Annotated in this window: 37 protein-coding genes; 31 read left to right on the plus strand and 6 right to left on the minus strand. The window is 56.2% G+C overall.

All coding sequences use genetic code 11. The features are described from left to right. Nucleotides 1-192 precede the first annotated feature (192 nt). Nucleotides 193-1,083, minus strand: coding sequence for a BRCT domain-containing protein (locus G5358_RS02380; RefSeq protein WP_110303030.1), 891 nt, complete (start codon nucleotides 1,081-1,083; stop codon nucleotides 193-195). Between the two features lie 100 nt (nucleotides 1,084-1,183). Next, a complete protein-coding gene (locus G5358_RS02385; protein ID WP_110303029.1) occupies nucleotides 1,184-1,879 on the minus strand; it encodes a LexA family protein in 696 nt (231 codons plus the stop codon). 99 nt (nucleotides 1,880-1,978) lie between these two features. Between G5358_RS02385 and G5358_RS02390 the strand changes: the two genes are divergently transcribed. The 13 genes from G5358_RS02390 to G5358_RS02450 all read left to right on the plus strand — a co-directional run bounded on the left by G5358_RS02390 (nucleotide 1,979) and on the right by G5358_RS02450 (nucleotide 8,719). Further along, complete coding sequence (locus G5358_RS02390; protein ID WP_110303028.1) at nucleotides 1,979-2,170, plus strand: Cro/CI family transcriptional regulator; 192 nt, start codon at nucleotides 1,979-1,981, stop codon at nucleotides 2,168-2,170. 10 nt (nucleotides 2,171-2,180) lie between these two features. After that, entirely contained in the window at nucleotides 2,181-2,543 is a 363-nt protein-coding gene (locus G5358_RS02395) for a hypothetical protein (RefSeq protein ID WP_226013961.1), read from the plus strand. Nucleotides 2,544-2,576: 33 nt separating this feature from the next. Then, nucleotides 2,577-3,092, plus strand: a complete 516-nt coding sequence (locus G5358_RS02400; protein WP_110303026.1) for a phage regulatory CII family protein — start codon at nucleotides 2,577-2,579, stop codon at nucleotides 3,090-3,092. A gap of 8 nt (nucleotides 3,093-3,100) precedes the next feature. Continuing rightward, nucleotides 3,101-3,325, plus strand: a complete 225-nt coding sequence (locus tag G5358_RS02405; RefSeq protein ID WP_005351998.1) for an ogr/Delta-like zinc finger family protein — start codon at nucleotides 3,101-3,103, stop codon at nucleotides 3,323-3,325. A gap of 49 nt (nucleotides 3,326-3,374) precedes the next feature. Beyond that, a complete protein-coding gene (locus G5358_RS02410) occupies nucleotides 3,375-3,827 on the plus strand; it encodes a hypothetical protein (protein ID WP_110303025.1) in 453 nt (150 codons plus the stop codon). A 65-nt stretch (nucleotides 3,828-3,892) separates the two neighbouring features. After that, nucleotides 3,893-4,081 carry a hypothetical protein gene (locus tag G5358_RS02415; RefSeq protein ID WP_110303024.1) on the plus strand — a complete coding sequence of 63 codons (189 nt, stop codon included), beginning with the start codon at nucleotides 3,893-3,895 and terminating at the stop codon, nucleotides 4,079-4,081. A gap of 2 nt (nucleotides 4,082-4,083) precedes the next feature. Further along, nucleotides 4,084-4,344: a helix-turn-helix domain-containing protein gene (locus G5358_RS02420; RefSeq protein ID WP_005352009.1), complete on the plus strand. Its 261-nt coding sequence runs from the start codon at nucleotides 4,084-4,086 to the stop codon at nucleotides 4,342-4,344. A 193-nt stretch (nucleotides 4,345-4,537) separates the two neighbouring features. Next, the gene (locus G5358_RS02425) at nucleotides 4,538-4,744 is read left to right on the plus strand and encodes a hypothetical protein (protein WP_005352017.1); all 207 of its coding nucleotides are present in this window, start codon (nucleotides 4,538-4,540) and stop codon (nucleotides 4,742-4,744) included. Then, nucleotides 4,741-4,941 (plus strand): hypothetical protein, encoded by a 201-nt coding sequence (locus tag G5358_RS02430; protein WP_110303023.1) that lies wholly within the window; start codon nucleotides 4,741-4,743, stop codon nucleotides 4,939-4,941. Before G5358_RS02425 ends, G5358_RS02430 begins: the two co-directional genes overlap by 4 nt. Further along, nucleotides 4,919-5,230 (plus strand): hypothetical protein, encoded by a 312-nt coding sequence (locus G5358_RS02435; protein ID WP_421323529.1) that lies wholly within the window; start codon nucleotides 4,919-4,921, stop codon nucleotides 5,228-5,230. The genes G5358_RS02430 and G5358_RS02435 overlap by 23 nt, the downstream gene beginning before the upstream one ends. Beyond that, entirely contained in the window at nucleotides 5,227-5,484 is a 258-nt protein-coding gene (locus tag G5358_RS02440) for a hypothetical protein (RefSeq protein WP_421323530.1), read from the plus strand. The genes G5358_RS02435 and G5358_RS02440 overlap by 4 nt, the downstream gene beginning before the upstream one ends. Further along, nucleotides 5,481-7,778, plus strand: coding sequence for a replication endonuclease (locus G5358_RS02445; RefSeq protein ID WP_421323531.1), 2,298 nt, complete (start codon nucleotides 5,481-5,483; stop codon nucleotides 7,776-7,778). Before G5358_RS02440 ends, G5358_RS02445 begins: the two co-directional genes overlap by 4 nt. Before the next feature lie 383 nt (nucleotides 7,779-8,161). Continuing rightward, nucleotides 8,162-8,719: a lecithin retinol acyltransferase family protein gene (locus G5358_RS02450; protein WP_421323532.1), complete on the plus strand. Its 558-nt coding sequence runs from the start codon at nucleotides 8,162-8,164 to the stop codon at nucleotides 8,717-8,719. A 60-nt stretch (nucleotides 8,720-8,779) separates the two neighbouring features. Here the strand turns inward: G5358_RS02450 and umuC are convergent, their stop codons facing one another. Together umuC and umuD are read right to left on the minus strand one after the other, a co-directional pair. Then, on the minus strand, nucleotides 8,780-10,057 hold the full coding sequence (gene umuC / locus G5358_RS02455) for a translesion error-prone DNA polymerase V subunit UmuC (RefSeq protein ID WP_421323533.1): 1,278 nt from the start codon (nucleotides 10,055-10,057) through the stop codon (nucleotides 8,780-8,782). After that, on the minus strand, nucleotides 10,054-10,476 hold the full coding sequence (gene umuD, locus G5358_RS02460) for a translesion error-prone DNA polymerase V autoproteolytic subunit (RefSeq protein WP_421323534.1): 423 nt from the start codon (nucleotides 10,474-10,476) through the stop codon (nucleotides 10,054-10,056). The genes umuC and umuD overlap by 4 nt, the downstream gene beginning before the upstream one ends. A gap of 172 nt (nucleotides 10,477-10,648) precedes the next feature. Between umuD and G5358_RS02465 the strand changes: the two genes are divergently transcribed. The 3 genes from G5358_RS02465 to G5358_RS02475 all read left to right on the plus strand — a co-directional run bounded on the left by G5358_RS02465 (nucleotide 10,649) and on the right by G5358_RS02475 (nucleotide 13,218). Further along, entirely contained in the window at nucleotides 10,649-10,888 is a 240-nt protein-coding gene (locus G5358_RS02465) for a hypothetical protein (protein ID WP_421323535.1), read from the plus strand. A gap of 222 nt (nucleotides 10,889-11,110) precedes the next feature. Further along, on the plus strand, nucleotides 11,111-11,242 hold the full coding sequence (locus G5358_RS02470; RefSeq protein ID WP_421323536.1) for a hypothetical protein: 132 nt from the start codon (nucleotides 11,111-11,113) through the stop codon (nucleotides 11,240-11,242). A gap of 179 nt (nucleotides 11,243-11,421) precedes the next feature. Beyond that, on the plus strand, nucleotides 11,422-13,218 hold the full coding sequence (locus tag G5358_RS02475) for a tetratricopeptide repeat protein (RefSeq protein ID WP_421323537.1): 1,797 nt from the start codon (nucleotides 11,422-11,424) through the stop codon (nucleotides 13,216-13,218). A 432-nt stretch (nucleotides 13,219-13,650) separates the two neighbouring features. On the opposite strand, the gene G5358_RS02480 is transcribed toward G5358_RS02475, so the two are convergent. Together G5358_RS02480 and G5358_RS02485 are read right to left on the minus strand one after the other, a co-directional pair. Then, nucleotides 13,651-14,655 (minus strand): phage portal protein, encoded by a 1,005-nt coding sequence (locus tag G5358_RS02480; protein ID WP_421323538.1) that lies wholly within the window; start codon nucleotides 14,653-14,655, stop codon nucleotides 13,651-13,653. Further along, on the minus strand, nucleotides 14,655-16,421 hold the full coding sequence (locus tag G5358_RS02485) for a terminase ATPase subunit family protein (protein ID WP_421323539.1): 1,767 nt from the start codon (nucleotides 16,419-16,421) through the stop codon (nucleotides 14,655-14,657). Before G5358_RS02485 ends, G5358_RS02480 begins: the two co-directional genes overlap by 1 nt. A gap of 149 nt (nucleotides 16,422-16,570) precedes the next feature. Here G5358_RS02485 and G5358_RS02490 point away from each other — a divergent pair, with 149 nt between their 5' ends. The 15 genes from G5358_RS02490 to G5358_RS02560 all read left to right on the plus strand — a co-directional run. Continuing rightward, a complete protein-coding gene (locus G5358_RS02490) occupies nucleotides 16,571-17,374 on the plus strand; it encodes a GPO family capsid scaffolding protein (protein WP_421323540.1) in 804 nt (267 codons plus the stop codon). Between the two features lie 12 nt (nucleotides 17,375-17,386). Then, on the plus strand, nucleotides 17,387-18,445 hold the full coding sequence (locus G5358_RS02495; protein WP_421323541.1) for a phage major capsid protein, P2 family: 1,059 nt from the start codon (nucleotides 17,387-17,389) through the stop codon (nucleotides 18,443-18,445). A 9-nt stretch (nucleotides 18,446-18,454) separates the two neighbouring features. After that, the gene (gene gpM / locus G5358_RS02500) at nucleotides 18,455-19,216 is read left to right on the plus strand and encodes a phage terminase small subunit (RefSeq protein WP_330124288.1); all 762 of its coding nucleotides are present in this window, start codon (nucleotides 18,455-18,457) and stop codon (nucleotides 19,214-19,216) included. 108 nt (nucleotides 19,217-19,324) lie between these two features. Further along, nucleotides 19,325-19,801, plus strand: a complete 477-nt coding sequence (locus G5358_RS02505; protein WP_071911238.1) for a head completion/stabilization protein — start codon at nucleotides 19,325-19,327, stop codon at nucleotides 19,799-19,801. Next, a complete protein-coding gene (locus G5358_RS02510) occupies nucleotides 19,801-20,004 on the plus strand; it encodes a tail protein X (RefSeq protein WP_421323542.1) in 204 nt (67 codons plus the stop codon). The genes G5358_RS02505 and G5358_RS02510 overlap by 1 nt, the downstream gene beginning before the upstream one ends. 28 nt (nucleotides 20,005-20,032) lie before the next feature. After that, nucleotides 20,033-20,263, plus strand: coding sequence for a TraR/DksA C4-type zinc finger protein (locus G5358_RS02515; RefSeq protein WP_111809547.1), 231 nt, complete (start codon nucleotides 20,033-20,035; stop codon nucleotides 20,261-20,263). Between the two features lie 9 nt (nucleotides 20,264-20,272). Continuing rightward, nucleotides 20,273-20,644: a putative holin gene (locus G5358_RS02520; protein ID WP_005352066.1), complete on the plus strand. Its 372-nt coding sequence runs from the start codon at nucleotides 20,273-20,275 to the stop codon at nucleotides 20,642-20,644. Further along, the gene (locus G5358_RS02525; RefSeq protein WP_421323543.1) at nucleotides 20,641-20,982 is read left to right on the plus strand and encodes a phage holin family protein; all 342 of its coding nucleotides are present in this window, start codon (nucleotides 20,641-20,643) and stop codon (nucleotides 20,980-20,982) included. The genes G5358_RS02520 and G5358_RS02525 overlap by 4 nt, the downstream gene beginning before the upstream one ends. After that, nucleotides 20,979-21,800, plus strand: coding sequence for an N-acetylmuramidase domain-containing protein (locus G5358_RS02530; RefSeq protein ID WP_421323544.1), 822 nt, complete (start codon nucleotides 20,979-20,981; stop codon nucleotides 21,798-21,800). Before G5358_RS02525 ends, G5358_RS02530 begins: the two co-directional genes overlap by 4 nt. Next, nucleotides 21,790-22,263 carry an Rz-like lysis system protein LysB gene (gene lysB, locus G5358_RS02535; protein ID WP_421323545.1) on the plus strand — a complete coding sequence of 158 codons (474 nt, stop codon included), beginning with the start codon at nucleotides 21,790-21,792 and terminating at the stop codon, nucleotides 22,261-22,263. Before G5358_RS02530 ends, lysB begins: the two co-directional genes overlap by 11 nt. Beyond that, nucleotides 22,154-22,396, plus strand: coding sequence for an Rz1-like lysis system protein LysC (lysC, locus tag G5358_RS02540; protein WP_232297631.1), 243 nt, complete (start codon nucleotides 22,154-22,156; stop codon nucleotides 22,394-22,396). Before lysB ends, lysC begins: the two co-directional genes overlap by 110 nt. Continuing rightward, nucleotides 22,371-22,841, plus strand: a complete 471-nt coding sequence (locus G5358_RS02545) for a phage tail protein (RefSeq protein ID WP_421255906.1) — start codon at nucleotides 22,371-22,373, stop codon at nucleotides 22,839-22,841. Before lysC ends, G5358_RS02545 begins: the two co-directional genes overlap by 26 nt. Then, complete coding sequence (locus tag G5358_RS02550) at nucleotides 22,823-23,290, plus strand: phage virion morphogenesis protein (protein WP_421255905.1); 468 nt, start codon at nucleotides 22,823-22,825, stop codon at nucleotides 23,288-23,290. The genes G5358_RS02545 and G5358_RS02550 overlap by 19 nt, the downstream gene beginning before the upstream one ends. Before the next feature lie 54 nt (nucleotides 23,291-23,344). Next, nucleotides 23,345-24,121, plus strand: a complete 777-nt coding sequence (locus G5358_RS02555) for a hypothetical protein (RefSeq protein WP_421255904.1) — start codon at nucleotides 23,345-23,347, stop codon at nucleotides 24,119-24,121. A 68-nt stretch (nucleotides 24,122-24,189) separates the two neighbouring features. Further along, nucleotides 24,190-25,097, plus strand: a 908-nt coding sequence (locus tag G5358_RS02560; RefSeq protein ID WP_421323546.1) for a hypothetical protein, incomplete at its 3' end; no start/stop codon positions are given.

Consider the following 25,097-nt stretch of genomic DNA (forward strand, 5'->3'; position numbering starts at 1 on the left):
CAATGATGACCAACGAGTATCTATTTTTTCGCCGTATTGTACCGCTGCATTTTTGTGTCTGCTGGCGTCATATACATGGGTGCCAGCAGACGTGTCCGCCATCATGTCGATATGGTTTGCATATTTCTTTGCAGGAGGAGCAATAAGAACCGCCATTGCAGACAAACCAACCGCTACACCGATGGCTGGCGGCTATACCGCCAACGGTTCCGAGGCGATCCGCACCCAGTCCTCTTCGTTGATGATCTGGATGTCCTGCCCTTTTTCCTTGGCTTTGATAGCGGCTTCAATCTTGCGTCCATGGCTGGTGAACATCCAATCTCGACTAGCTAAACTCCCGACGATCAACACATCAAGATGAGTTGTAACTCCCTTAATTGGAGAAGCGCCAAGCAGCTTAGCTTGCTGTTCTAGGTTATGGCGGGTGTCGGATAGGAATTTTCCTGTGAAGCATACTGTTTTGCCTTGGAGAGTCATCACATCTCCATCAGCAAAGAACTCAGTCGCCAATCCGGCAGCTAAACCTGATTCAGTGAAACGCTGGCCAGAGATTTGTTTTACCAGCTCCAACAGGTCTTCTCGTTCATCTTCAGTGATCTTACCGTCGGACAGAATATCGTTGAGGCGGCTGAACAGCAGACTACCCGGCCAAGAGGCCAAGAGGTCACGGTGCTTAAGTAATAATGAACTGAGCGCGAGAACCTCTTGCTCAACAATGTTGCTATCAGCACTAATGCCCTGCAGGAAACCAAGCAGCATGTTAACCAGCGCATCCATGTTGTCGTGCTCAATTTCGTTGTACTGCAACACATCGTTGAGTAGGTTCAGCAGGTCTTCTTTTTCATCAGCAGTGATAACACCGTCTTCGAGAACATCATGGATGAGGTCTTGAATATCGAGGAAATCACCATCTTTTTTGAACTCGGAATCCGATTTCAACCAAGTAGCCATAAAGAGGACTTCAGTATCATTGAGACGCTGATCAGCTGTGATTCCGCTCAAAATACCGTGAAGGCTGATCAGGGCTTTTTGCTTATTGCGCTTGTAACCGAATGACATTGGAACATCATGGAACTCTGACATGTTTTCTCCCTAAAACGTCTTGTCAGCCCAAGCATGTCGACCAATGTTTTTTCATCTTGGTTTGGCTATAAGCTGGCAACGGATGCAAAAACAGGGCCTATTAGCGCCCTGTTACTCTTTTTCTAAATATTCTGTGTTCTACCATCACGCCGATGATCTCGATGTGCTGCCGATCGGAGTGCATGGAAGGGTAATCATCATTAAGGGGGACAAGCTCAAACACCTCTTGCCCGTTTTCATCGATGCCGCGGGGTCGGAACTTCTTGAAAGTAGCTCCTTCGCTACCGTTCTTGGCAACAACATAATCGCCAGGGCGAGGTGACTCATCAGGGTCAACGATCACCAAGTCCCCTTCATTAAAGATCGGAGTCATGGAATTGCCGCGCAGCCAGAGACCGAAGCCACGAGGGCCAATATCGATACTGGCAGACACATACTCGACATTGCCGTCGAAGGTCGTGGCCTGCTCGCACATCTCCCGCCAGTTACCAGCTTGGACATAGCTCAGAATCGGAACACGATTACCCTGCGGTATCACTGCCGGTTCGACGTTGTGATAGCCGGGCATAGTTTCTTGTGAAGGAGCCGTCGCCCCCTCCCCACCACCGGCCAAAAGCCAGTCAACAGATACCCCCAGCGCTGCCGCCAAGTCATTGAGATAGCGGCCTTTCGGCTGGTTCAAACCAGACTCCCACTTCCCTACTGAAACGTCACTCACACCAATGGCTTTGGCAAGTGCAGTCTTCGAGAGATTCAGAGCCGTTCGTCTACTGAAAATGCGATCACTTATTGTCATCGCTCTAGCTTAACCTCGGCAATCCGAACAAAAGGTTGATACTTTACCGAAGTTAAGTTAGGCTCAGTTCAATCCAAACTTAAGGTCGGAAAAGAGGTCATGAAAAAAGAGGACGCAATCAGCTACTTCGGAAGTGCAGCAGAGCTAGCCAGAACCTTGAACATTTCAGAGCCAGCTGTATCCCGCTGGGGAAGCGACATTCCCAAAGGCCGAGCCTATCAAATCGAAGTGCTGACTGGCGGGAAGTTGAAAGCTACCCCAACAACAAAGCACTCGCGTACAGCACATTAAGGAGATCGCCATGACGATGGAAAACCATCCTGTCGAGCCCATCACCGAGGTACTGCGTGAGCTAGCGGCCATCAAGCAAGGGCTGGCCTTGCAAGCCCTGCCGGCCATTCCGCTCGATGCCTTTTTGGACATGCTGCTCGACGTCTACAAGTTCAAGCTCCCCAAGCGCACCGCCCAGGACATGATTGCCGATGGCCGCATTCCCATCATTCCCAAGCTACGCGCCGGCGATCAGCCCTGGGTCAATCTGGTGCGCTGGCGCGAAATGGCTAGCGAGCCGGAGCAGTATTTCAAGCTGGTCAATGAGAACTCCGGACGGCGGTTGGCAAGCCGTGCGCTGACCAAGAAGCCCACGTCCCGCTCTGTGGCTTGATCACACAGTAGCGACTGCGAACAGGAGCTGAAAGTGTCTAACTGTCAACGAAACCTACACCGCCACTTCGCCAGTGCCTGCGACCGCTTCAAGCAGGTGCACAACCTTGCCGACTTGGCCGCGCAGATCGGCATGAGTGCCGATGTGCTGCGCAACAAGTTCAACCCGGCTCAGGCGCGGCACAAGTTGACTGCGACTGACCTTATCGACCTTTACCGCGTCACCGGTGACGACACCTTGTTCGACGGGCTGCTGTTTGATTGCCAGTTGACGGCCGTGCGCTTGCCGGCTGCAGCGGCTGCTGCACCAGAAGCACGTGCCCAACAGGCACTCAATGCGGGGGCCCAGATCCTAGGTGTCACAGCTCAGGCGACCACGCTGCTTGCCGGCGACCGAGTCACCAAATCCAACCGAAACACCGTCGTCACCGGCATCTGGGCTGGCATTGAGCACCTTGTGCTGCTGGCTACCGAGGTCGAAGACCGCTTTCACGCCGTCCCTGGTCTTGCGTGTGCCGCTGATATGGCGCGTGCAGCACTGGGCGCATAGGAGAAGCCATGAGACTGATTTGCCCCCACTGTGGTGCCCGCGCCAGCACTCGCACATCCATCCGGATGAGCCCGCTTTGCGGCATCGCCACTTATCAATGCAGCAATGTGGATTGCGGCCACACCTTCAAGGCGGGGTTCGAAATCATCGCAACCATCAGCCCCAGTGCCATGCCCAATCCGGCCATTGTGCTGCCCATTGTCCCGCGCAGGGTGAAAGAGGTGGCCCAGTGATCCCCTCACTGGCCGCCAGATTCTGCGCCCAGGTGAAGGAGAAACCAGCATGCAACACACCCAACCAGAGCCCCGCAACATCGCCGGTCTGACCGCCGAGGAGCAGGTGTTGATGAATACCGCAGGCATTGCGCTGTTGCGGGAGCACCTCAACCGGGCGGGTTCAAACCTCGACGGTGATTGGCTTAATGCGCCCAAGACCAAGCGCGTCGCCATTTGCACCATCGCCCGCCAGCCGTGGGATTCGCTGATGATGGCGACCCTCTCTGCCCTTCCCTATCAGCAGCGTGAGGCGATCCGCCTTGCGGTGATTGCGCTGGATTATCAGTCGCTGTTTCACAGCGGGTGCGACCCCAAGGTGTGGCACCCGTCGGTGAAGGTGATGCCAGCAGAACTGGCCGAGCGGAAGAAGAGAGAACAGGCCAAACGCCAGCAACTGGATCATGCGGTGCATGTCGCTGGCCAGATTGGCCAAGAAGGCCCGAGAGCAATCGGGCACTAAAAAGCCCGCTTAACGGAGCTGCAACTCCAAGCGGGCCTTTATCAACAACGTATGAGGAAGTCGACATGGCAACTTTAGCGATCCCCTGCGCACTGCGCAACCTTCGCATCCAGCAACGCAAGCTGACGGGCCGCTATGGCGCCCGTCTTAGACAGCACCCTGACGGGGTGGCTCTGCTCGAGCGTTCCACCGCACTGGCTTGGGCTTCTCTGTTCAGCCGCATCAACCCCTGCACACCTCAACAAGGAGCCTGACCATGACCGCACAACCGACCCAAATCAATCTGCTCAACCACCATGCCGCCAAGCGCCTGCGCCAGTTGCGGGAACAGTTGAAGCTGAGCCGCCCGAAGTTTGCCGACCTGCTGGGTATTCCACCCACCACGCTCAAGAACTACGAGCTGGGATACCGCGAGATTGGCGGCGGTTTGTTCCTGCTGATTGCCAACCACCCGGAGCTGAAACGGCACATCGACTGGCTGCTGACTGGCATCGCCACGCCGGAGGTGCAGCCATGAGGCAGATCTTCCACCCCATATCCCAACAGGAGGCGCTGGCAGAGTTGCCGCGCCTTCAGCAGCGGCTGACCGCCAAAGCTCGCCCTGCTTCTTTTACCTATCGGGGGTCAGAGGGCAAATCCCTGTTAGTCCAGGCGCAGCAGTCATTGCGCTGGCACCAGTTGTTTCACCACCTCAACCGGAGGGCCCGCCCATGAGTGACGCCATCAAGATTGCCAACCAAGCACCCAAGGTGATCGAGGGTCTGCTAGCCGAGATGTTTGCCGCACGCGCCGAGGATAACCGCATCGCCCTGGGCGCACTCTACTCGGGGGATGAATACATCCAGGTACAACTGGTGGTGACCAGCAAGCCTGCGGATCTGCTCGATGACGATTTGGTGATGGGGGATGAGGCATGAGTACCACGCTGTTTACCCTGGCCAGCCTGAAAGAGTGGCTAGCCCAGAACGAACCGAAACTGCTGCCGACAGCCCCGCTTTGCTGTGGTGGTGAACTCGGTATCTCGATCCGCATCGAGGCAGGCCATATCGCCATCGATGAGCCGGACTTTCAGTCAATAGATGAGGCATGCGATGAGCAACTTCGAACTGTTTGAGCTGGACGCCCAACAAGAGCAGAGCGAAGCCGCCCCTGAACATATGCAGCCCACCACACCGGTCAGCCAGCTGACCACCCACTGGTTTGCCGCCCGCGCCGAGTTTATCGCTGCGGGCAGCGATGCCAGAGGCAACCGGGATCAGGTGGCCGAGCTGCTGGCGCTTGGCGCAATGCGCACTGTCTACTGGTTGGCCGCTGCCAATCAGGAGTTGGCACTGGCCCGGGAAATTGCCGAGTGGTGGGCCGAGTGCGCACCACTGCATGGACAGGGGGAGATCATCAAATGAGCCATGGACTGCAATGGGAGCTCACGCTCCTTCAAGATCGCTGGCAAGCCACCTACCGGGAAGACTCGGCACGGCTGCGTCATTATCAGCGGGAGCTGGCCCATGCTCGCCGACTACCTGCCCGCCCCCACGCCAGCATCAAGCATTTGCTGCGCCAGTGTGCGACCGCTCGCCGATTAAAAGAGCACGCCCAAATGAGCGTTCGCGACTACCAATCCCACATCAAACAGCTATCGAGTTATCTCTCTGCATGACCAGCAAGACCAAACGCCTGCCGCTGTCGAAAAGAACACTGCGGCAGCGCATCGATACCCTTTGCAACTCTCTGCCCGGCGTCAACTTTGACGCCGCTTTTGCTGGTGACCGCGGTCAGTACGATCTGATCTGGGCCATGCAACTGCTCGATGGGCTCTCCACCGAGTTGACCAAGAACCTGTTCAAGCAGTACATCCGCCGCCGCAAGGATTGCAGCTTCACCCATTGCCGCTCTGCCAACATCTGGTTGAGGGAGCGAACCAAGTGGGTGCGGATGCAGCTCCAGGCCATCCCGGTCGATCCGAAACAGATGCGCGATGACACCGGCCGCAAACAGATTGCCCACCAGTTCGCCAACCAGACCGCAGCCATTTACAAGCACATCGAGCAGGGCATCAAGGAGGGCGCTGAGCCGGATCTGCTGCAGACCTGGGAGCTGATGCGCCAGCCTGCAGACCAGTGGGGGTTTATCGGCGAGCTGCCGAAGTTCAAAACCGAAGAGGCTCGGGATAACTGGATCCTGAGCGTGATGGTGCGCCTGCTCTCTGCCAAGTGGTGGGAGAAACGCGTCAACCGCTGCTGGGACAGGCTGCAAGAGCACATCAATATCCTGCTCGGCAAAGTGCGCAAGGGCGTATCTGCTTATGTATCGAACGCCACCATGAAGGTGGTACGCGAACGCAAGCGGGCCATGATGCGCTGGCTGGCCGAGTCGGAAGTGGTGAACGAGCGTTATGACCTGGTCGTGTCGATGAAGGATTGCTGGGAGGCCAGCAACGCCAACCCGGTCAACCGCCGCAACGAAATGATGGTGCGTGCGCGGGGGTTCAATGACTATGCCGAGGAGCAGGGTCATGTGGGGATCTTCTTCACCTGGACAGCGCCGAGCCGCTTTCATGCCTGGGCACAAAAGCACAATGGCAAAGCGGTAGAGAACAAGCGATATCAAGGGGCCACGCCGCGGGAGACCTGCGGCTATCTGGCCAAACTCTGGAGCCGCGCCAGAGCTGCCCTCAAACGGTGGAACGCCCCTGTTTATGGATTTCGCGTGTGCGAGGCCCACCACGACGGCACCCCGCACTGGCACCTGCTGCTATTTATGCGCCCGGAAGATCGCAACCGGGTGATCGGTATCCTGCAACGCTATGCCCTGACCGATGACCACGACGAGCTGGTGCGGAATATCAAAGGCGCCCCACCCTTTACCGACTTTACTCCCCGCTTTGACTGGAAAGAGATAGACCCGGCCAAGGGGGATGCCGCCGGCTATCTCGCCAAATACATTGCCAAGAACATCGACGGCGCCTACCTGGACGATGACGAGGAGGCCGGTACCGCCGCCGATGAGGGTGCCCTGCATGCCGTGGCCTGGGCCAGTTGGTGGGGTATTCGCACCTTCCAGCAGATCGGCGGCGCCCCGGTAGGGGTATGGCGCGAGCTGCGCCGCATCAGCAACGCCAAGAAGCATGCCGATCTGGTGGGCCCACCCAAGCCAGTACTGCAAGACCCGCGCTTTGAGGCAGCCCGATTTGCCGCTGATAACGGCATTTTCCGCTGCTACCTGCACGCCATGGGCGGCGCACTGGCGACCCGTGCCGAACACCCCATCAAGCTGGCCCACCTCATCGAGGAGCAGGCCAACAGCTATGGCGAAGACATCAAGCGACTGATGGGCATCACCTCCGCTCGCCTTGGCATCAAAACCCGCCTGCAAGGGTGGGAAGTGGTGCCTGCAGGTACCTATGTTGCTAATAGAGCCGCCGAGGCTGCAGCGAGGGGGGTTGGGGTTAAGCCGGGCGACAGCCCGGCACCTTGGAGCTCTGACAATAACTGTACGCGGCCGGCTCCTGATGCCTTCGCAGAGCAGATCATGAGGGAACAATGGGGGTTATCACCCTTCTCCATTGAACGTATGCGGGCTGGTGCCAATGTCAGGGCCGATGGTTTCACCCTCTGGCTGGAGAACGGGCAGGTGCAGTCGAGCCGCTTGACCCCATCGGGCAATGACGACCCACTTATCGAGCTGGAATGGCTGCGTGCCTTGGTCGGTGTACCAGAACCGAACGAACAGCCCGACACTATTCCTCCCGATGATGAACATTGGCCGACACTGGTAATGGATTGCTACGAGCTGTTAAACACTTGCGGATTTGCAACATGCCATCAGTGGATCACGGGTCTGCCAAATCCATATCGGTGTGAGCTCTGGCGCGTACTTGATAAATTAGACTGGGCAGAGCGGCAGGAAAGCCCGTTGTTTGACGAACTGATGAGCGAGGTAGAGTTTGACTGACCTATTTTCCAAGCAGGACGCCCTGCAGGGCGAACTCCCCGACACGCCCTATACCTACAAACTACTGACTGTGTCTGATGTGTCGCCTCGATCACAGTCCTAGCTTGTCCAAGAATACTAAGCTTGGGTCGTGCTGGAACGCACCGCTGGATCGAGAGCGAGATGCAGCAAGGAGGAGTCCTATCAGCTAGAGATGTGCATAGAATTGAAGACGCTGGGACAAGATGCCCCCGGCAAAGAATGAGAATAAGAATAAGAATTAAATAACATCATTATTTAACTGATTTGAAATTTTGGATTTATGTGACAACCTTATATGTATTGCTAAAGGTCTCTGAGATATTAAATAGCCAAAATAAAAGCACTAAATGTAAGGGGGTTGTATGAAAATCACTGTAGGTGATCACGTCGTCACTCAACGATTTGGCTACACACATCATGGATTGTGTGTTGGTGATGATCAAATAATTCATTATTCAGGACTTGGAGGTGGTGCGTCAAATGGAGATATCTGCTTATCATCCTTAAATGAGTTTACACAGGGTAATAATTTTTGGATTAAAGAATACACAATTCGCCCTTACTCAAGAGAAGATAGTGCAAAAAGGGCATTTAAACGCCTTGGTGAGGACTGGTACAACCCATTAGTGAATAATTGTGAGCATTTTGTTACATGGTGCATAACAGGTATACATTCTAGTGAGCAGGTCAACAATGTCATTAAAAACATTCATGAAGCGAGTACAACTGAGCGACCAAGAGTGAATCCGAACAGCGATGTCATGTTCAAAAGCCCAGAGAATACATACAAACCAACCACAGTACAAAGCAATTTAGATATAGATAAATTTCTTAAAGATGTAATAACCCCTTCACCTCTTCGTCAAGCAGAGTTAGCTATTGAGGGCTTTAAAAAGCTCTTAGGTTGGATAAAAAGCTAACAATTTCAATAAGCAATTTAACATATACCAAGAATTATATTATACATACAATTGTCATCCTTACTTCACCACCGGAAGTTCGCCGAGCACGGTGGTATAGCGGGGGCTTAACTGCTCCCGCTTCATCATCCACTCCCGGGTGTCGCGGCCACGGGCCGCAAAGTAGACCTTCCCCAGCCGCCCCTGGTTGATCTTGTCGATGACCTGCATCAGTGCCTCGCTGCGTGGGGATTGCTGCTGTGCGGCGAACAAGTCGCCCTGCTGCATGTTTGCAGGGGTGAAGTCGGCCAGCATGACGCCCCCTTTCTGGTAACGCTGCTCGTCGCGCCAGATGCGGGGGAGGAGTTCCGGGATCAGGGCCAGCAGCGCCCGGGTGTCATGGGTGGGCATGGCCAGCTTGGTACTCACCTGGTTGCCGTAATAGGGCTCCCGGTCGCTGAACGGGCTGGTGCGAATGAACAGGGTCACGTGCTGGCAGCACATCCCCTCCCCCCGCAGCTTCTCGGCGGCCCGCTCCATGTAGCCGGCCAGCGCCTGGTGCATGGGGCCTATCTGGGTGATGCGCTCCCCAAACGAGCGCGAGCAAATGACCTGCTGCTTGGCCTGGGCCTCTTGCTCCAGCTCGGCGCAGGGGATCCCCCGCAGCTCCTGCACCGTGCGCTCGACCACCACGCCATATCGGCGCCGCAGTGCCTTGGGATCAGCGACGACCAGGTCAGCCACGGTCTTGATGCCCTGAGCCTCCAGCTTGGCCGATAGCCGCCGGCCAATGCCCCATATCTCGTCCACAGGGGTGATCGCCATGAGCCGTGCGCGCCGCGCTTCATCCCGCAGATCCACCACACCGCCAGTGGCCGGCCACTTCTTGGCGGCATAGTTGGCGAGCTTGGCGAGCGTCTTGGTGGGGCCAATGCCAACCCCGACGGTTAACCCGGTCCACTGCTGCACCCGTTCGCGAATCTGGCGGCCATAGGCCACCAGGTCGCCCGCCCAGGACTCACTCAGTTCGATAAAGGCCTCGTCGATGCTGTAGACCTCCACTCCCGGGGCCATTCCCTCCAGAATGGTCATCACCCGGTTCGACATGTCGCCATAGAGTGCGTAGTTGCTGGAGAACCAGACCCCGCCCATGGCCTCGAAGAATTGGCGGATCTGGAAATAGGGAATTCCCATCTTGATGCCCAGGGCCTTGGCCTCCGCCGAACGGGCCACCACGCAGCCATCGTTGTTGGAGAGCACCACGATGGGCCGCCCCTTCAAGTCAGGGCGAAACAGCCGCTCACAACTGGCGTAGAAGTTGTTCACATCGACCAGGGCGACAGCGCAGCGCTTTTTCATGGGGTATCCATCTTGTGTACGACAAAGGCCACTACCCCGAAGATTTCCAACTCCTGCCCCTCACTGAAATGGATGGGCTGATAGGCCGGGTTGCCAGGAAGCAGCGCCACGGTTGGCGCAAGCTGCAGCTCCTTCACCGTGAACTCGCCATCAACCGCGGCGACCACCACGCTACCGTGCCTGGCCTTGCGGCTACGGTCGACGACCAGCAGGTCGCCATCGCGGATCCCGTGGTCGACCATGCTGTCACCGGCCGCCCGCACGAAGTAGGTGGCCGCCGGATGGACTACGCACAGCTGGTTGAGGTCGATGGTCTGCTCGGTGTAGTCCTGCGCCGGCGACGGAAAGCCGCAGGCCACCGGGGAGAGAAACAGGGGTAGCTCCAACAAGGGAGCATCTGGGGCGGGTTGAGCAAACATGCTGGCAATCTCTGTGCAACTGTATAAATACACAGTATAGCAAGCCACCAAAATCGGATCACCGTGCGACATTTGGCTCCAGCTCCACCTAAGAGTCAATAATTGTGAAAAGGATCAATCAGTAGGCTAGATTCAAGTTCTTTTCTATCACACCTAATCATCAGGAGGATATGTGGAAAATCGAGTAAAGCTACAGCCAGATGAAAAACTGAAACACGAAAATTCTCGTACTAGAGGAACTATGGGACAAACCGATGTCTGCACATACTCAGTTGTCAATGAGGATGGGCAGGTTGTCGGCAAGGTGGTTCACACTGAGGAAATCACTCTGAACGGCCTTAACAAAAGGCAGAGCATTCGCCAAACTGATCTCTCTGGCAACGTAGTGGTTGAAGAATATTGGAGTGAGTGAAGACAGCAAGCCTGTAGAGATAGCTCAATACCTATAGGCTTGTCTGCTGTTGTGTATGTTACCTGCCGAAATTAATGCCCACTTCCTTGTGTAGAACCCTTACCCTGCCGGCGATGTTGTGCTGCTGGGCAGGGTAAGATGCCTATTTTCCCTGATAAGCACTGACATGTGGCCGAGCACCGCTAAGCCGGCACCTACTACTCCATCATCTACGAATACCCGATGACCCTGTCAGCCGCCCAGCGCATCCTGGCCGACAAGACCCGCCATGTGCAGCCTGCCGACCACAGCCACCGCGACTGGAACAGGTTGATCCCCCACCTGCACCGCCTACCGATGCCAAAAGGTTGGTAATGAGAACCTGATCAACAATATTTGGGGGAACTCGGCTTCCCTTTCATCGACAATTTTTAGGACTTTATGCAAAATATCCACATTTAAAATAAGCACCTCATTTTTGGTATGTTGCGGAAACATCTGCATATGAAAATCGGTGTGGGTTGATATAAAAACAAGAGCATGGGTAATGGAATATGGATAAGGCAGAAGTACCAAAAGAAATCACCGAACTAATGATAAATGCCAAGGCCGGTGATGCCAGTGCACAGTTTCAGCTTGGTGCTAGATACGACTTTGGGAAAGGAGTCAAACAGAGTGACCGCAAAGCTCTAAAGTGGTATCGCAAGTCAGCTGCACAAGGACACGCAGAGGCTCAGTTTAATCTGGGTGTGATGTTCCAAGATGGCCAAGGGGTAGTGCAAAGTGATATTAGGGCCTCCGAGTGGTATCGCAAAGCCGCCGAACAAGATCATCAACATGCCCAGATTAATCTGGGATTGATGTACCAAGAGGGACTAGGTGTAGCACAAAGCGATAGCATGGCATTCGAGTGGTATCGCAAAGCCGCTGAACAAGGGGATGCTGAAACCCAGTGCCTAATAGGATTTATGTACGAAGAAGGCCGAGGGGTCGCGCAAAACTATAGCGCGGCGGTAGAGTGGTATTGCAAAGCCGCAGCACAAGGAAATGTTGATGCCATATGCAATATGGGATTGATGTACCAAGAGGGCCGAGGGGTAGAGCAAAACGATAACAAGGCGGTAGAGTGGTTCCGTAAAGCCGCAGACCAAGGTCTTGCACGTGCCCATTGTAATCTCGGGTACATGTATGTAACGGGTCGGGGCGTAGAACAAAACGATCGCACAGCATTAAGTTTATTTCGCAAGGCTAGTAAGGGAGGAGAAGCTCAAGGCACCATCAACCTTGGTCTTGCGTGTTTGAACGGATACGCAGTTAAACAGAGCTATGCAAGAGCACAAGCCCTCTTTCGGAAAGCTATACGGAATGCTCCATTCCAGCTCCGTTTTAAAGCGATTGAACTCCATGACCAAGCAGAACGCCATGCGCGCTCACCACAGATAACAAACATAAGAGAACGTATCCTGGCTGAGCTGAAAGCTAAAGCTGGGGTCACAATGACCCACTATACCTCACTACAGGTGGGCAATGCCCTGTTACTGGAGCAAAGTCCTCTACGGTTGGGGCATATCAATGCGCTCAATGACCCCAATGAAGGGAAGCTACTCTGGCGCCATCTTGACCAAATTCCAGTTGAAAGTAAACCTGCCTTTGTCGGATGTTTTCTGCCAGAGGAAGACAGCCTGAATATGTGGCGGTTTTACAGCAAGGACCATCAGAAAGAAGACGCCTGTGGCTGTGCCATTACATTTGATCCAGACAACTTTTTTGAGTTCGATCTATTATCAAAACAACAAGGTGAAGCTCAAAAAGATGCGAAAAGTGTAGCATTCCCCAATTCCGGTAAATCACCGCAAGAAAGCGCAGCGTTCTATCGCGTCGTCTATATCAAAGATGAGATGCAGATTCATGGCGAAGAGGAAGGAGGGCCCCTCAGGAGGTTATTTGAGGAATTAAAAAGCGCAGTCAACGACTTTCTGGGAGCCACTCCAGATAAGGAAGGGCGTCAAGACCTATCGTGGCTGTTGGGACCATTACCATATCTGCTCAAAGATGCTGACTATGAAGCAGAAAAAGAGCACCGCGTTATCGTCACCCATCTGGAATACGGAGCCAAAGAAATTCAGGTGCAAGAACCTGACTTGATAAAAGGTACACCTCCCCGACTCTATCTGGAGCTTCACCGAACCAATCACCTTGCCCCGGTAAAACATGTAACTCTGGGTCCAAAGTCCCCCCATCAGGAGATGCTGGCTCCCTACTGGCATCATCAGCTAGCAAGCAAATTCCCCGATCAACTCAGGGCCAAGCCAGATCTTTATATCAAAGCTTCCAAATGTGCTTATCAGTGAGTGGAAAACACAAGATGGTACTGTGTCAAACTGCACGGACGGTGAAAGGATCTGACAGAAAGTGAAGGATCTCAAAAAGGATCCGCTATCCCCCCCGCGCGGCCAGTGCTGGCGCGGGGAGCTGATACCCGCCACCAGTCGTTCACCTGCATGATTTTCAACACATAAAGCGCGCAGGCGAGGCGGGGTCCCGATTGCGCGCGCAGGGTATTGAGGGGCCTTTCGAGGCTTCGCTCATGCTCGCAGGTGCGCATGAAGGATCTCGGGAGTACGGGTGCGAAGAGATAGCCGGCGATGGCCTGTAACGCGACTGATGGGCTCTGGCAGGATGGGAGCTCAGCCAAAACAAAGCCCCCGGAGGAAGGGGGCTTTATATTATTGCCATTCGACACTCACCATCATGATGAGGCTTTTTGAAGATAGCCAAGGTTTTCAGCTTTGCACTGTCAGATCTGACAGTCGATAGGAGGTGAACCGGATTATCTCCTCCCCTGCCCATTCGTTGAACTGCGCAAAGTTCGCCTTCATGCTGTCGATCTCGTTGACGTCAAACACCTGGGCCGCCTTGGTCACATCCCCAAACCCGCCCGTGTTGTTTGGTACCACCCCCATCAGTTGCGGCGGTACCCGATGGGCTGCCAGCTGGTCATCCCGGCTCACCCCCTTGATGGAAAGGAAATCATCCTTGGCCGCAATCTCGGCCACCGGGATCAGCTTCACCGAATCCGCCTTGCCACCCGGGGTGTAGAGTAGCAGGTTGCGGAAGTTGCCCGGCCCCTTGCTGTTTTGCAGCGCCGTCTTGAGCGCGGTGATGTCGCCCTCGTTCTGCAGGGCATCGCTGATGTGCAGGATGAACCCCGCATGGCTGCCGTTCTCGTAGTAGCGACGGCGAAACAGGGTGGCCGACTCGTTAAGCAGTGCCGAGTTCAGGCTGGCCACATAGTCGGGGATGCCATAAATCTCCTGGTTAACGTCCGCCTCCATCACATGCCCCACATCACCGGCGGGCAACTCCACCTCATCCCCAGGCCTTGGCACCCACCAATAGCGAGCCAGGTCGAGGGATCTGCGAGTGTACTTGGCCGGCATCTGGTCATAGCGCAGCGTGCCACCCAGCCGGTTACGCACCCGCTGCAGGTGAGCGTTGCCGAAGATCTCGTAATCCATCACCAGCCCGGTGAAGGCGGCCAGGCTCAGTTTGGGATGAGGGATGAAACAGCCGCGCAAGATATTGCGCTTCACCTGGATGGCCGAGGCGTGATGCACTGCCGCCCGATAGACCCGCGCCAGCCCGTGCAGGCTCAGGGGATGCTCATACCAGCGGCCGTTGTGCATCGACTCGAGGTAATCGAACACCTCCCGCTGGGATAATACCGGGATTGCCTCCCCAAACGTAAACGCCTGCACACCGGCAGGCGAGTTGATCTGCTCACTCATCAGTAAATCTCCATAAAGCCGGAATTGGTGCCGGTCTGCCCCTCAAGGGGTTCGTGTAACAGGGCTTGCATGGTTGCCCAAGCAATATCGGCGTGGCTGGTCTCATCGGAGCGGCTGGCCTCGAAGGTCGGCAGCTTGCCGCTTTGGGTCACGGCGCGGCGGATGCTCATAAACGCCTGGGCCAAGTCGGTCCAGCCGCTGTCGAACTCCAGCCGCCCCTTGTTCATCACATCCTGCGCCTTCATCACCATCCGCATCTTCACATTGGGGTTGTACTGAATGGCGGTGACTGCCGGGTAAAACTGCTTCACCAGCTGATAAACCCCCTCCCCGATCCCGGTGGTATCGATGCCGATATAGGCGACGTTGTAGCGATCGCAGATGGCGCGAATGGATTTGGCCTGGGCGTCAAAGTCCATCCCCTGCCAGCGGTGGCGCTCCAACACCCGAAACTTGCCGCCCGGCACCAGTGGCGGGGCCAGCACCGCGCAGCCGGCGCTGTCACCTTTGCCCCCCTTGGCCGGGTCATAGCCGATCCACACAGCCCGGTTGGCCAGCGGCCGCAAGGTGTGGGGCTTGTAGTCCTCCCACACCAGCCAGCTGTCGACCATGCAGCGCTGCAGCGTCGCCAACGGAAACAGGCTCTCGGTGTCATCCATGAACTCGCACATCAGCAGGTTGCGATATTCATCCTCGGAATACTCACTGCGCAGCTGATCCAGGTCGAACAGGTTACAGCCGCCGCGCACCGCATCTTCCACCGTGACGATCTGCCGCCATTGCCCATCGGCACACAACTTGCCGGCAGACAGGTTGGCGTGGCTCAGGTCAATCTCGACCCGGTCGGCCTTGGCCTTGCCGCGGTTAAAGTTGGCGCCAGACCAGAATCCATAAGCGGGATGGGAAAGGCTGGAGGGAGTAGAAATGTAGGTCTGGCGCCACTTCTTGTGCATCGCCATACCGGAGGCCACCTTGCGGAACTCCAGAAAGCCGTGGATCCAGAAGTACTCATCCATGTAGATATTGCCGTGATAGCTCTGGGCGGTGCGGGCGTTGGTGCCAAGGAAATAAAGGTGCGCCCCGTTCGGCAGCACCATGGGGTCACCTTTGAGCTCAACCCCCTCCTCCTTGGCGAACTGGATGATGTACTGCTTGAACATGTGGGCCTGCGCCTTGCTGGCTGACAGGAAAATCTGGTTGCGCCCGGTCACCAGGGCATCAATGAACGCCTCGAAGGCAAAGAAGTAAGTCGCCCCGATCTGGCGCGACTTGAGCAGGTCGCGGATCCGGTACTCCTGCCCGGCCTGATACCAGACCCGCTGGTAATCGAACATGGTCGACTCAAACCGCTCGATGAGCCGTTCTTGCTGCTCGGGCTCCACCACGTTGCGCTCGGGCGCCTTCTTCGGCCCCTTGTTGCGGTTGGCCACCTTGGGGTTGAGATCAGCCTCGTTGCCGCCGTTGCTGTACTTGTTGACCCGGGCGATACGCTCAAGCTGGCGACCCAGCAGATCAATCTCCTTGAAGTCACCGCCGCTCTTGGTCTCCTTCATCACCAACTGGATCATGCGCGCCTCGATGGCGCTATCCACCCGGTCTATCGGTTTGATGTCCTCCCAGCCGTCGCGTTTCTTCCAGGTCGAGACGGTACCCTCCGGCATTTGCAGCAACTCGGCAATGGCGCGCAGCGGGTACCCCTGAAAGAACAGGTACATAGCCTGCCGTCTGGGGTCGAGATGGGGAAAGGTGATGGGTGCTGTTGTCATGGCGCCAGTCTACCCAGCCGCTACTACCCCAAACGCCCCACTGCCAGTGTGTAGCACCACCACACACTGGCCCCGGATTGCACGATCCCGCCGCTCACCCAGACCATAACCGCGACATCACTACCCAATTACCAAAGGGATCCCAGCACATGCCTAAGTCCAAATTCTTCCGTGTTGCGGTTGAGGGGGGCACCACCGACGGTCGCGCCATCACCCGCGAATGGATTGAGCAGATGGCCCAGCGCTACAACCAGGCCACCTATGGCGCACGGGTCAATATGGAGCATATCCGGGGCCTCGACCCCAACGGTTTGTTCAAGATGTACGGCGACATCACCGCCGCCAAGACCGAAGAGGTCACCATCGAAGGGGAACAGCGGCTGGCCCTGTTCGTCCAGATTGACCCGACGCCGGAGCTGATCGCGCTCAACAAGAAGCGCCAGAAGGTCTACACCTCCATCGAGATCCACCCCAACCTGAACGACAAAGGGGCCTACATGATGGGGCTGGCCGTGACCGATAGCCCGGCAAGCCTTGGCACCGAAATGCTGCAGTTCTGCAGCAAAGCCGCGGTCAACCCGCTGGCCGACCGCAAATACCATCCGGAATGCCTGTTTACCGAAGCCCTCGAAACCGTCATCGAGTTTGACGATGAGCAGGAGAAAGGCCCGGGCCTGCTGGAACGGATCAGCGCCATTTTCACCAGCCACAAGCAGCAATCGACCGCCGATTTCAGCGAGGTGCATCAGGCCGTCGAAGCCGTGGCCAAAGAGGTGACCAGCCTCGATACCGACCTGCAAACCAAGTTCAACGAACTGACTGCCCGGCAAACGGAGACTGCCAAAGCCCTGGCCGACCTGACCACCCAGCTCGAGCGCCAGGAAGATGTCAGCCACAAGCGCCAGCCTGCCACCGGTGACGATGGCACCAAGCCGACCTCCACCGATTTTTAAGGGACCCCGATAATGCGCAACGATACCCGTCAGCAATTCGAGCAGTACACCAGCCAACTGGCGAGCCTGAATGCCGTCAGCTCGGCCATGGTGCAATTCAGTGTCGAGCCCAGCATCCAGCAAAAGCTGGAAACCAAAATGCAGGAGTCCGTCGACTTCCTCAGCATGATCAACATCGTGCCGGTGGATGAACTCAAAGGGGAAAAGGTCGGCATCGGCATCAATGGCACCATTGCCTCTCGCACCGATACCAGTGGCGGCAAGGCTCGCGTCCCGTTCGACCCGACCGGGCTGCAAAACACCAAATACGAATGCGAAAAGACCAACTACGACACCAGCATCGGTTACGCCAAGCTTGATGCCTGGGCCAAGTTCAAAGACTTCCAGATCCGCATTCGCGATGCCATCGTCAAGCGCCAGGGCCTGGACCGCATCATGATCGGCTGGAACGGCAAACTTGCCGCGAAAGACACCGATCGCGTCCAGTTCCCCATGCTGCAAGACGTCAATATCGGCTGGATTGAGCACACCCGCCATGATGCTCCCGCCCAGGTGATGAGCGAAGGAGATGCGGGCACCGGCCATATCTACATCTACCAGCCCAACAGTGAAACCGACACCAAAGAGGGGGATTACGGCAACCTCGACGCCCTAGTGTTCGATCTGGTCAACAGCAAGATCAAACCCTGGTACCAGGACGACACCGATCTGGTGGTGATCTGCGGTCGTAAACTGCTGGCCGACAAATACTTCCCCATCCTCAACGAGACCCGAGACAACCAGAACAAGCTGGCCGGTCAGGTGCTGGTGAGCCAGAAACAGATTGGCGGTCTGCTGGCGATCCGCGTCCCCTTCGTCCCGGAAGACACCCTGATCGTCACCCGCCTCGACAACCTCTCCATCTACTGGCAGATCGGCGGCCGCCGTCGCCACCTGGAAGAGCAGCCGAGCCTCGACCGCATCGTCAACTGGGAATCCTCCAACGATGCCTACGTGGTCGAGGATTACGACTGCATCGCCGTCGCAGAAAACATCACGCTGGGCGCCAAACCTGCGCCTGCAGGCGGTTAAGGAGCCACGATGACACCTGCACAACGACACACCGCCCGCATCATGGCCGCCCTGCAAGGGGCGGCCAATCCCGAGCAGGATCGCGCCGCCGCCAACCAGTACGAACTCCAATTGATGCAGCTGGCCGAGCACCGTCGCACCCTCAAGGGCATTCAGAGCCTCGAGCGCAAGATTGACGCCAAACGCACCATGCTGGCCACCTACACACCGTGGATTGATGGCCTGCTGGCCGCCGATCGCGGTGGTCAGGATGACGTCATGGTAACCGTGATGCTGTGGCACCTCGACACCGGCGATCTGGCAGGCGCCCTGCCAATGGCTGATTACGTGATCCGCCACGGCCTCAATACCCCGGACCAGTACGAACGCACCGCCCCCACCCTCATCGCCGAAGAGGTGGCCGATACCGCCATCAAGCTGCAAGAGGCGGGTAATGGCCCGTCCCTGCCATTACTCAGCAGCTACATGAGCATGCTGGCTGACTGCGACATCTTCGACCAGGTACGCGCCAAGTTGCACAAGGCGGTGGGCCGCGCCTGTTATGCCGAAGGGCTCAAGGAGCAAGCGGCCGACCACTACCGCCGCGCCATCGAGCTGCACGACAAGGTGGGCATCAAGCGAGAACTGGAAGATCTGGTGCGCGAGATCAAAAAGGATAAAGCCGCCGCCGGCCAGCCCGCCAACGAACCGGCACCGCAGCCGGGCGCAGAGCCTCAATCCGAATCACAGCCACCCGAACAGCCTGACCCCGCCCCCGGCGAGGCCAGCTAACCGAGCGAACCCCGCACCCTGGGCGGCTCGGGCCTGACGAATGCCAGCGGCATACCGGACGGCCCGACCACCGCCCAACATGCGGCGCTACCTCAAATCAGGAGCACCATGAGCACCGGATTTTTAGCCACCAACCCGACCCCGGCCGCCACAGAAGAGGGCGACATCACCAGCGCCCCCTTCTGGCCGGCCATCTCGCTCTGCGCGCTGCGCGACACCGTCCGGCTTGATGGCACCGTCACCACCGCCCGCCTCACTCATGCGGTGATCGACGCCATCACCAGCGTCAACCGGGATCTGGCCCAGTGGCGCAGCGCCAGAGAAAGTGAAGGTCACGCCACCCTGGCAGCAGTCCCCGCCGAGCCCATCAATGGCGAATCGATATACCTGCATAGCTATCGGCGCGCCGTCTACGCCATGACCCGCGCCAACCTGCTGGAGCGCTACACCGACTACAGCGCCACCGGTGACGGCATCAAAGGGGCCGATGCCAAAGAGATAAGTTCGGATGACCTCTACCGAGACGCCCGCTTTGCCATCCGCGACATCATCGGCACCACCCACACCACGGTGGAGCTCATCTGATGCAACTGCGCAGCCTGCAGGGCGACACCCTCGATCTCATCCTGTTTCGTCACTACGGCTACACCGCAGGCATCACCGAGCAGGTGCTCAACCTCAACCCCGGTCTGGCAGCACTCGGCCCCATCCTGCCGACCGGCACCCTCATCAACATGCCATCGGCCCCCACTCAGGCCGAACAGCCGCAGATCCAGCTATGGGACTGACTGTCATGCGAAAAAAGAGAACACCGACATGAGCCGCCTCGACGACGAACTCGAACGACTGGCCAACATCAGCGAGCAACAACTGGCTGCCCGCATTCATGCCGCCCGCATTGCGGGCACTGGCCCCCACTACTGCATCGACTGCGACGACCCGATCCCGCAAGAGCGCCGCGAGGCGATCCGGGGCTGCGAACGCTGCGCCGACTGCCAGACCATCCACGAATACCAACTCGCCCGCCACTGCGGCAGCAAACGATAGGAGAGCACGATGCCAGAACCGATTTCCTCCAGCGCCGCAACCAGCACCCTCACCGGTCTGGCCTTACTGTTCACCCTGCCCGGGGTGGATCCCTCAGTCGTGCTCGGCGCGCTCACTGGCGCGGTGCTGTTTATCTCGGCCGCCGAAGAGCAGGGGCGCCTGCGCCGGATTGCCCTGTTTGTCGCCTCGTTTGTCAGTGGCCTGCTGCTGGCTGGCTTTACCTGCCAACTGCTGGAGGTACTGCTGCCCGCCAGCGTCCAGGTCAGCAATGCGATCGGCTCGCTGATCGCCTCCGCCATGATGGTGCGACTGCTGCAGCTCATCATGCGCAATCAAGATCGGCTACTTGAAGCCTTGTTTAACAAAAGGGGGCAACCATGATCCCGACCACTCCAACAGGTGTATTTATCTACACCGCCCTTTACGCCCTGATCTGCGCCGCCATCTTCCTGCGGGTCATGCTGTTTGACCGCAAAGGTGGCGCATATCGCGCCCTGCCCGCCTGGATGGCGTGGCTGCTCTGCGTGCTGTCAGGCTCCATTCCGCTGCGCTTTCTGTTCGGTGGCATTCCGGTGCCAGACCCGGCCGCCTTCGGGCTTGCCCTCTTCCTGCTATGCGCCGTGCTCAACACCCGCGGCTCGGTGCACCACCTACTGCCCCGAGGCAAACCGTCCAGCACCGACCATGCCCGGGATATTTACCGGAGGTACCAGCCATGAGCCTGAAAAAAGGGGATACCGGCACCGCCGTGGCAGACCTGCAACGCCGCCTCACCGCCGCCGGTTATCCGGTGGCTGTCGATGGCTGGTTTGGTGAGGCAACCGAGCAAGCGCTGATAGCCTTCCAGCGGGATTACATGATCGCCGCCATCGGTCAGGCGGGCCCGCGTACCCTGGCCGCATTGCTCGGCAGTGAACGCGGCAACCAGCTGACCATCAACCACATGCAGGCCGGCGCCGATCTGCTGGCGGTGCCGCTGGCCACCATGGCCACCGTTGCCCAGGTCGAGAGCATCGGCGAAGGCTTCACCCAAGCCATGCGCCCGGTGGTGCTGTTCGAGCGGCATGTGTTCTACCAGCAGCTCACCAAACACCAGGGCAAGGGGGCTGCCGACCAGCTAGCCACCCATTACCCCAACCTGGTCAACCCCAAACGCGGCGGCTATGCGGGCGGCGCAGCCGAGTGGGAACGGCTGCAACTGGCCATCAGCCTGCATCGGGACGCGGCCATCGAGTCGGCCAGCTGGGGCATGTTCCAGATCATGGGCTACCACTGGCAGCCGCTGGGCTTTGCCTCTGCCAGCGACTGGCAGGCAGCCATGCAGCGCAGCGAGGTCGAACACCTCACCGCCCTGTGCCGCTTTATCCAGCAAGACCCCGCCATGCACAAAGCGCTGCAGGGGCGAAAGTGGGCGGAATTCGCCCGTCGCTATAACGGCCCGGCGTTTAAGGAGAACGACTACGACACCAAGCTGGCCAAGTGGTTTGCGCACTTTACCAAGGTCTATCAGCTGCAGGAGGTGGCCAATGTGGCGTGAGCTGCTGGGCTCGCCCCTCAGCTGGTTGGTGCTGGCGTTGGTTGTCGCCCTTGGTGGCTGGGGCTGGTCAGCCCGCTCGACGGCCAAGGCCAAAGGGGACATCACCACCCTGCAAACCAGTCTCAAGGCAGCCGAAGAGAAAACCAAAGAGGCCGAGCGGCGCGAGCAGCTTAAAGAGACCGCCATCGCCACCCTAACCCGGGAACTGACCACCCAGGCACAAGCGGCGCAGCAGCTGCAGGGCCAGCTCGACCAGCTGGCGCAGGCTGCTGCTACCCGCGCCGACACCATCAAGAGGCTCAAACGTGAAAATGCCGAACTCAGAGCGTGGGCTGATCGCCCTCTGCCTGACCCTGTTATCAGGCTGCTCCAGCGCCCCGCCCTCACCGGCGCCACAGATTATCAGGCTCACCTGTCCGGCCCCGAGCCCCTGCCAGCTGCCGCCGGCAGCGCCACTCAATAACGGCGACTTGCTCGACCAGCTGAGCCAGACCGAGGCCGCCTGGGCCAGTTGCGCCGCCAAGGTCGATAGCCTCATCACCTGCCAGACACGACAACAAGGGAGTGAAGATGGAAAAGCCAAAACAGATCCGTGAGGTGCTGACCCGCTGCGTGCCGCATCTCAAGACCAACCCGGACAAGCTGCACATCTTTATCGCCCCGGGCAATATTGAAAGCACCGGCGCCCGCTCCCTCTCGTTCGAGTGGCAATACCCCATAACCATCGGCATTGAAGACTTTGCCGGCCACCCGGATCAGATCATGGTGCCGCTGCTGGCCTGGCTGCGCCAACACCAACCCGAGCTGATGACCAACGACGAGCTGCGCAAAGATGGCATCACCTTCGAGGCCGAATACCTCGCCAACGACCTGATGGATCTCATCATCACCGTCAAGCTGACCGAGCGGGTCAAGGTATGGCAGAACGAACAGGGGATTGGCTGGGAACATCTGCCAGAACCGCCGGAAGACCCCTATGACGGCATCACCTGGGAGCTCTTTATCAACGGGGAACCACAACCATGGCCACCGACGACCTGAACCGGCTGATTAGCTGGGCTGATACTCTGCTGGCCAGCATGACACCGGCCGCCCGCCGCCAACTGATGGGGAACATGGCCCGCAACCTGCGCGCCAGTCAGAGCAAACGGATCAGGGCCAACATCCAGCCGGATGGTAGCCCCATGACCCCGCGCAAGCCGCTAAAGAAGCTGGCGAAAATGCGCGGCACCACCCGCCGCAAGATGTTTCAGCATCTGGTCAGCCCCCGCTGGCTCAAGGCAACCAGCACAGAACATCAAGCCGTGGTCGAGTTTGTCGGCTCGGCCAATCGCCTCGCCACCATTCACCAGTACGGTCTCAAAGACCGCATCAAGGGCCGCGAGATCAGCTATCCCGCGCGGGAACTGCTGGGGCTGGAAACCAAAGAGCTAGAAAAGATGGAAGAGATTCTGCTGGAGTTCATGCTCCCAAGTTTTCATTCGCAATAGTATCGGTACAATAGCGGACAAGTTTGAAGCTTGATTGTTCTAACGTAGGGATACATGAAAAAGAAAAAAGAGATCAACTGGATACGTTGGCACTGGTTAAGGCAGCATCTGAAGCTCGCACGAAAGTCATCACTACCTGAAGAGCCTCAGGCCAAGATAGTCCATTTCATGACCTCTTTTATTGCTGCAATTCCTCTTATCACCGCTGGGCTTTATCTATCTGGAATGGCATATCACTATGGTGAATGTTTCGTTTATGGGCTGGATATTGTCGAGTTCCCATGGCCTTCAGACATCATCTTATCTATGGGATTCTTGCTGCTTTCAGATGCTATCGAGACCTATTTATGGTATATTTTAGGCATATTTATTTGCGTGTTACTCATTATTGTAATGTTGTTCTTTTGCATCCGTTTAAGACTTAGATGGGCGTGGTTATGCCATCGCATATCTTTGTTGCAATATCCCAAAGTGAAGCGTTTTCTCCGTAGAAGAGCACATTTGCCAGCCCCTAGGCTTTACCTTCTCCTCATATGGATGAAAATTTTTTACGATCGTTTTGCCATCTTAGTGCTGATGCCCATAGGAGTTTTTCTGCTCGCCACTTTCAGCTTCAACACAGGGAAAGATGTCGCATTAGATAAAATTCAACAAATCGAGAGTGGAAAATTAACATCTGAGCACAGCAAAGCGATATCTCCCCTATTAGGGGATATGCCTCACGTCCGTTTGATTTGTAATTCTACCTATTGTGCCTATCGAATCAAAGGTGGAGAAACAAAATTGGTCAGACATGATCAGATCGAGGTTATACAGTGGATGGATAAATAAAAGTTGCCTAGTTAAGCCACATTACTATTTTACCCATGTGATTACAAAGTAATATCAAAGAGTGTTTTATGGAATTTTTTCAAAAAAAAGAAATACGCAGCATAGTTTATGATACATTTGAGTTTTGCAAGAGAAACTCTCAGAATGAGAAAGTATCAGAATTTGAGAGGAGTATGCTTTATCATATAAGCCTAATGTTAAATGCATTTGTTACAGAGCCAAATTTTTGGGATCAAAATTGCTCAATTGGCATATCTGATATAGGTGAAAGCTTTATTAATCGCTTGCATAAACTTCGTAATGGCGACTTAGAGAATGATAGCAAGACAGAATTGCTCTATACGTCTGCCTTCCGACTTTTCTACGAAGGTTTTTTATCAAGTGGTATTGATATCTCATCTGATTATGAAGATGTGATTGTATTCCCTAAGCGGGAAATCAATAATTTTAGTATACAGGCACAAGAATCCATTAACTTTACAACTAGAGACCTTTCGACATATTTATTTAGAAAGTTAATGGCCAGCCCTGAAGTTAAGGACCTTAAGGGTATAACTGATACTATCACCAAAGCTAAATCTTTAACTCAAGAATGGAATAATGTCTTGGATGAAAGAATTAATAAGGCAGAGAATCTAAAATTATCAATAGAGGGCTACACTGACGCCTTCAACTTTGTGGGTCTTCACCAAGGGTTTGACCAACTCCACCAAAAAAAAGTGCTAGAGAAAAACAGACTTATTGGTTTGATGTTCCTTTTAGCTATAATTATTACACTCCCGTTTGGAGTGAAAATAGCCACTATGTACTTTCCTAGTTTGACTATTACAAGTGTGCCTGAAAGCCACAAACAACCCAACATTATTAAAAATGGAAAAACTTCAGTAGACCAAACAGCTCAAACAGCTCAAACAGCTCAAACAGCTCAAACAGCTCAAACAGCTCAAACAGCTCAAACAGCTCAAACAGCTCAAAC

The organism is Aeromonas sp. 604176 (genome assembly GCF_049170755.1).
Lineage (GTDB): Bacteria > Pseudomonadota > Gammaproteobacteria > Enterobacterales > Aeromonadaceae > Aeromonas > Aeromonas veronii_A.

Coding starts and splice junctions, on each gene's coding strand:
- G5358_RS02380 (WP_110303030.1), bottom strand. CDS start 1,083: ATGTCAGAGTTCCATGATGTTCCAATGTCATTCGGTTACAAGCGCAAT.
- G5358_RS02385 (WP_110303029.1), bottom strand. CDS start 1,879: ATGACAATAAGTGATCGCATTTTCAGTAGACGAACGGCTCTGAATCTC.
- G5358_RS02390 (WP_110303028.1), top strand. CDS start 1,979: ATGAAAAAAGAGGACGCAATCAGCTACTTCGGAAGTGCAGCAGAGCTA.
- G5358_RS02395 (WP_226013961.1), top strand. CDS start 2,181: ATGACGATGGAAAACCATCCTGTCGAGCCCATCACCGAGGTACTGCGT.
- G5358_RS02405 (WP_005351998.1), top strand. CDS start 3,101: ATGAGACTGATTTGCCCCCACTGTGGTGCCCGCGCCAGCACTCGCACA.
- G5358_RS02410 (WP_110303025.1), top strand. CDS start 3,375: ATGCAACACACCCAACCAGAGCCCCGCAACATCGCCGGTCTGACCGCC.
- G5358_RS02415 (WP_110303024.1), top strand. CDS start 3,893: ATGGCAACTTTAGCGATCCCCTGCGCACTGCGCAACCTTCGCATCCAG.
- G5358_RS02420 (WP_005352009.1), top strand. CDS start 4,084: ATGACCGCACAACCGACCCAAATCAATCTGCTCAACCACCATGCCGCC.
- G5358_RS02425 (WP_005352017.1), top strand. CDS start 4,538: ATGAGTGACGCCATCAAGATTGCCAACCAAGCACCCAAGGTGATCGAG.
- G5358_RS02430 (WP_110303023.1), top strand. CDS start 4,741: ATGAGTACCACGCTGTTTACCCTGGCCAGCCTGAAAGAGTGGCTAGCC.
- G5358_RS02435 (WP_421323529.1), top strand. CDS start 4,919: ATGAGCAACTTCGAACTGTTTGAGCTGGACGCCCAACAAGAGCAGAGC.
- G5358_RS02440 (WP_421323530.1), top strand. CDS start 5,227: ATGAGCCATGGACTGCAATGGGAGCTCACGCTCCTTCAAGATCGCTGG.
- G5358_RS02445 (WP_421323531.1), top strand. CDS start 5,481: ATGACCAGCAAGACCAAACGCCTGCCGCTGTCGAAAAGAACACTGCGG.
- G5358_RS02450 (WP_421323532.1), top strand. CDS start 8,162: ATGAAAATCACTGTAGGTGATCACGTCGTCACTCAACGATTTGGCTAC.
- umuC (WP_421323533.1), bottom strand. CDS start 10,057: ATGAAAAAGCGCTGCGCTGTCGCCCTGGTCGATGTGAACAACTTCTAC.
- umuD (WP_421323534.1), bottom strand. CDS start 10,476: ATGTTTGCTCAACCCGCCCCAGATGCTCCCTTGTTGGAGCTACCCCTG.
- G5358_RS02470 (WP_421323536.1), top strand. CDS start 11,111: ATGACCCTGTCAGCCGCCCAGCGCATCCTGGCCGACAAGACCCGCCAT.
- G5358_RS02475 (WP_421323537.1), top strand. CDS start 11,422: ATGGATAAGGCAGAAGTACCAAAAGAAATCACCGAACTAATGATAAAT.
- G5358_RS02480 (WP_421323538.1), bottom strand. CDS start 14,655: ATGAGTGAGCAGATCAACTCGCCTGCCGGTGTGCAGGCGTTTACGTTT.
- G5358_RS02485 (WP_421323539.1), bottom strand. CDS start 16,421: ATGACAACAGCACCCATCACCTTTCCCCATCTCGACCCCAGACGGCAG.
- G5358_RS02490 (WP_421323540.1), top strand. CDS start 16,571: ATGCCTAAGTCCAAATTCTTCCGTGTTGCGGTTGAGGGGGGCACCACC.
- G5358_RS02495 (WP_421323541.1), top strand. CDS start 17,387: ATGCGCAACGATACCCGTCAGCAATTCGAGCAGTACACCAGCCAACTG.
- gpM (WP_330124288.1), top strand. CDS start 18,455: ATGACACCTGCACAACGACACACCGCCCGCATCATGGCCGCCCTGCAA.
- G5358_RS02505 (WP_071911238.1), top strand. CDS start 19,325: ATGAGCACCGGATTTTTAGCCACCAACCCGACCCCGGCCGCCACAGAA.
- G5358_RS02510 (WP_421323542.1), top strand. CDS start 19,801: ATGCAACTGCGCAGCCTGCAGGGCGACACCCTCGATCTCATCCTGTTT.
- G5358_RS02515 (WP_111809547.1), top strand. CDS start 20,033: ATGAGCCGCCTCGACGACGAACTCGAACGACTGGCCAACATCAGCGAG.
- G5358_RS02520 (WP_005352066.1), top strand. CDS start 20,273: ATGCCAGAACCGATTTCCTCCAGCGCCGCAACCAGCACCCTCACCGGT.
- G5358_RS02525 (WP_421323543.1), top strand. CDS start 20,641: ATGATCCCGACCACTCCAACAGGTGTATTTATCTACACCGCCCTTTAC.
- G5358_RS02530 (WP_421323544.1), top strand. CDS start 20,979: ATGAGCCTGAAAAAAGGGGATACCGGCACCGCCGTGGCAGACCTGCAA.
- lysB (WP_421323545.1), top strand. CDS start 21,790: ATGTGGCGTGAGCTGCTGGGCTCGCCCCTCAGCTGGTTGGTGCTGGCG.
- G5358_RS02545 (WP_421255906.1), top strand. CDS start 22,371: ATGGAAAAGCCAAAACAGATCCGTGAGGTGCTGACCCGCTGCGTGCCG.
- G5358_RS02550 (WP_421255905.1), top strand. CDS start 22,823: ATGGCCACCGACGACCTGAACCGGCTGATTAGCTGGGCTGATACTCTG.
- G5358_RS02555 (WP_421255904.1), top strand. CDS start 23,345: ATGAAAAAGAAAAAAGAGATCAACTGGATACGTTGGCACTGGTTAAGG.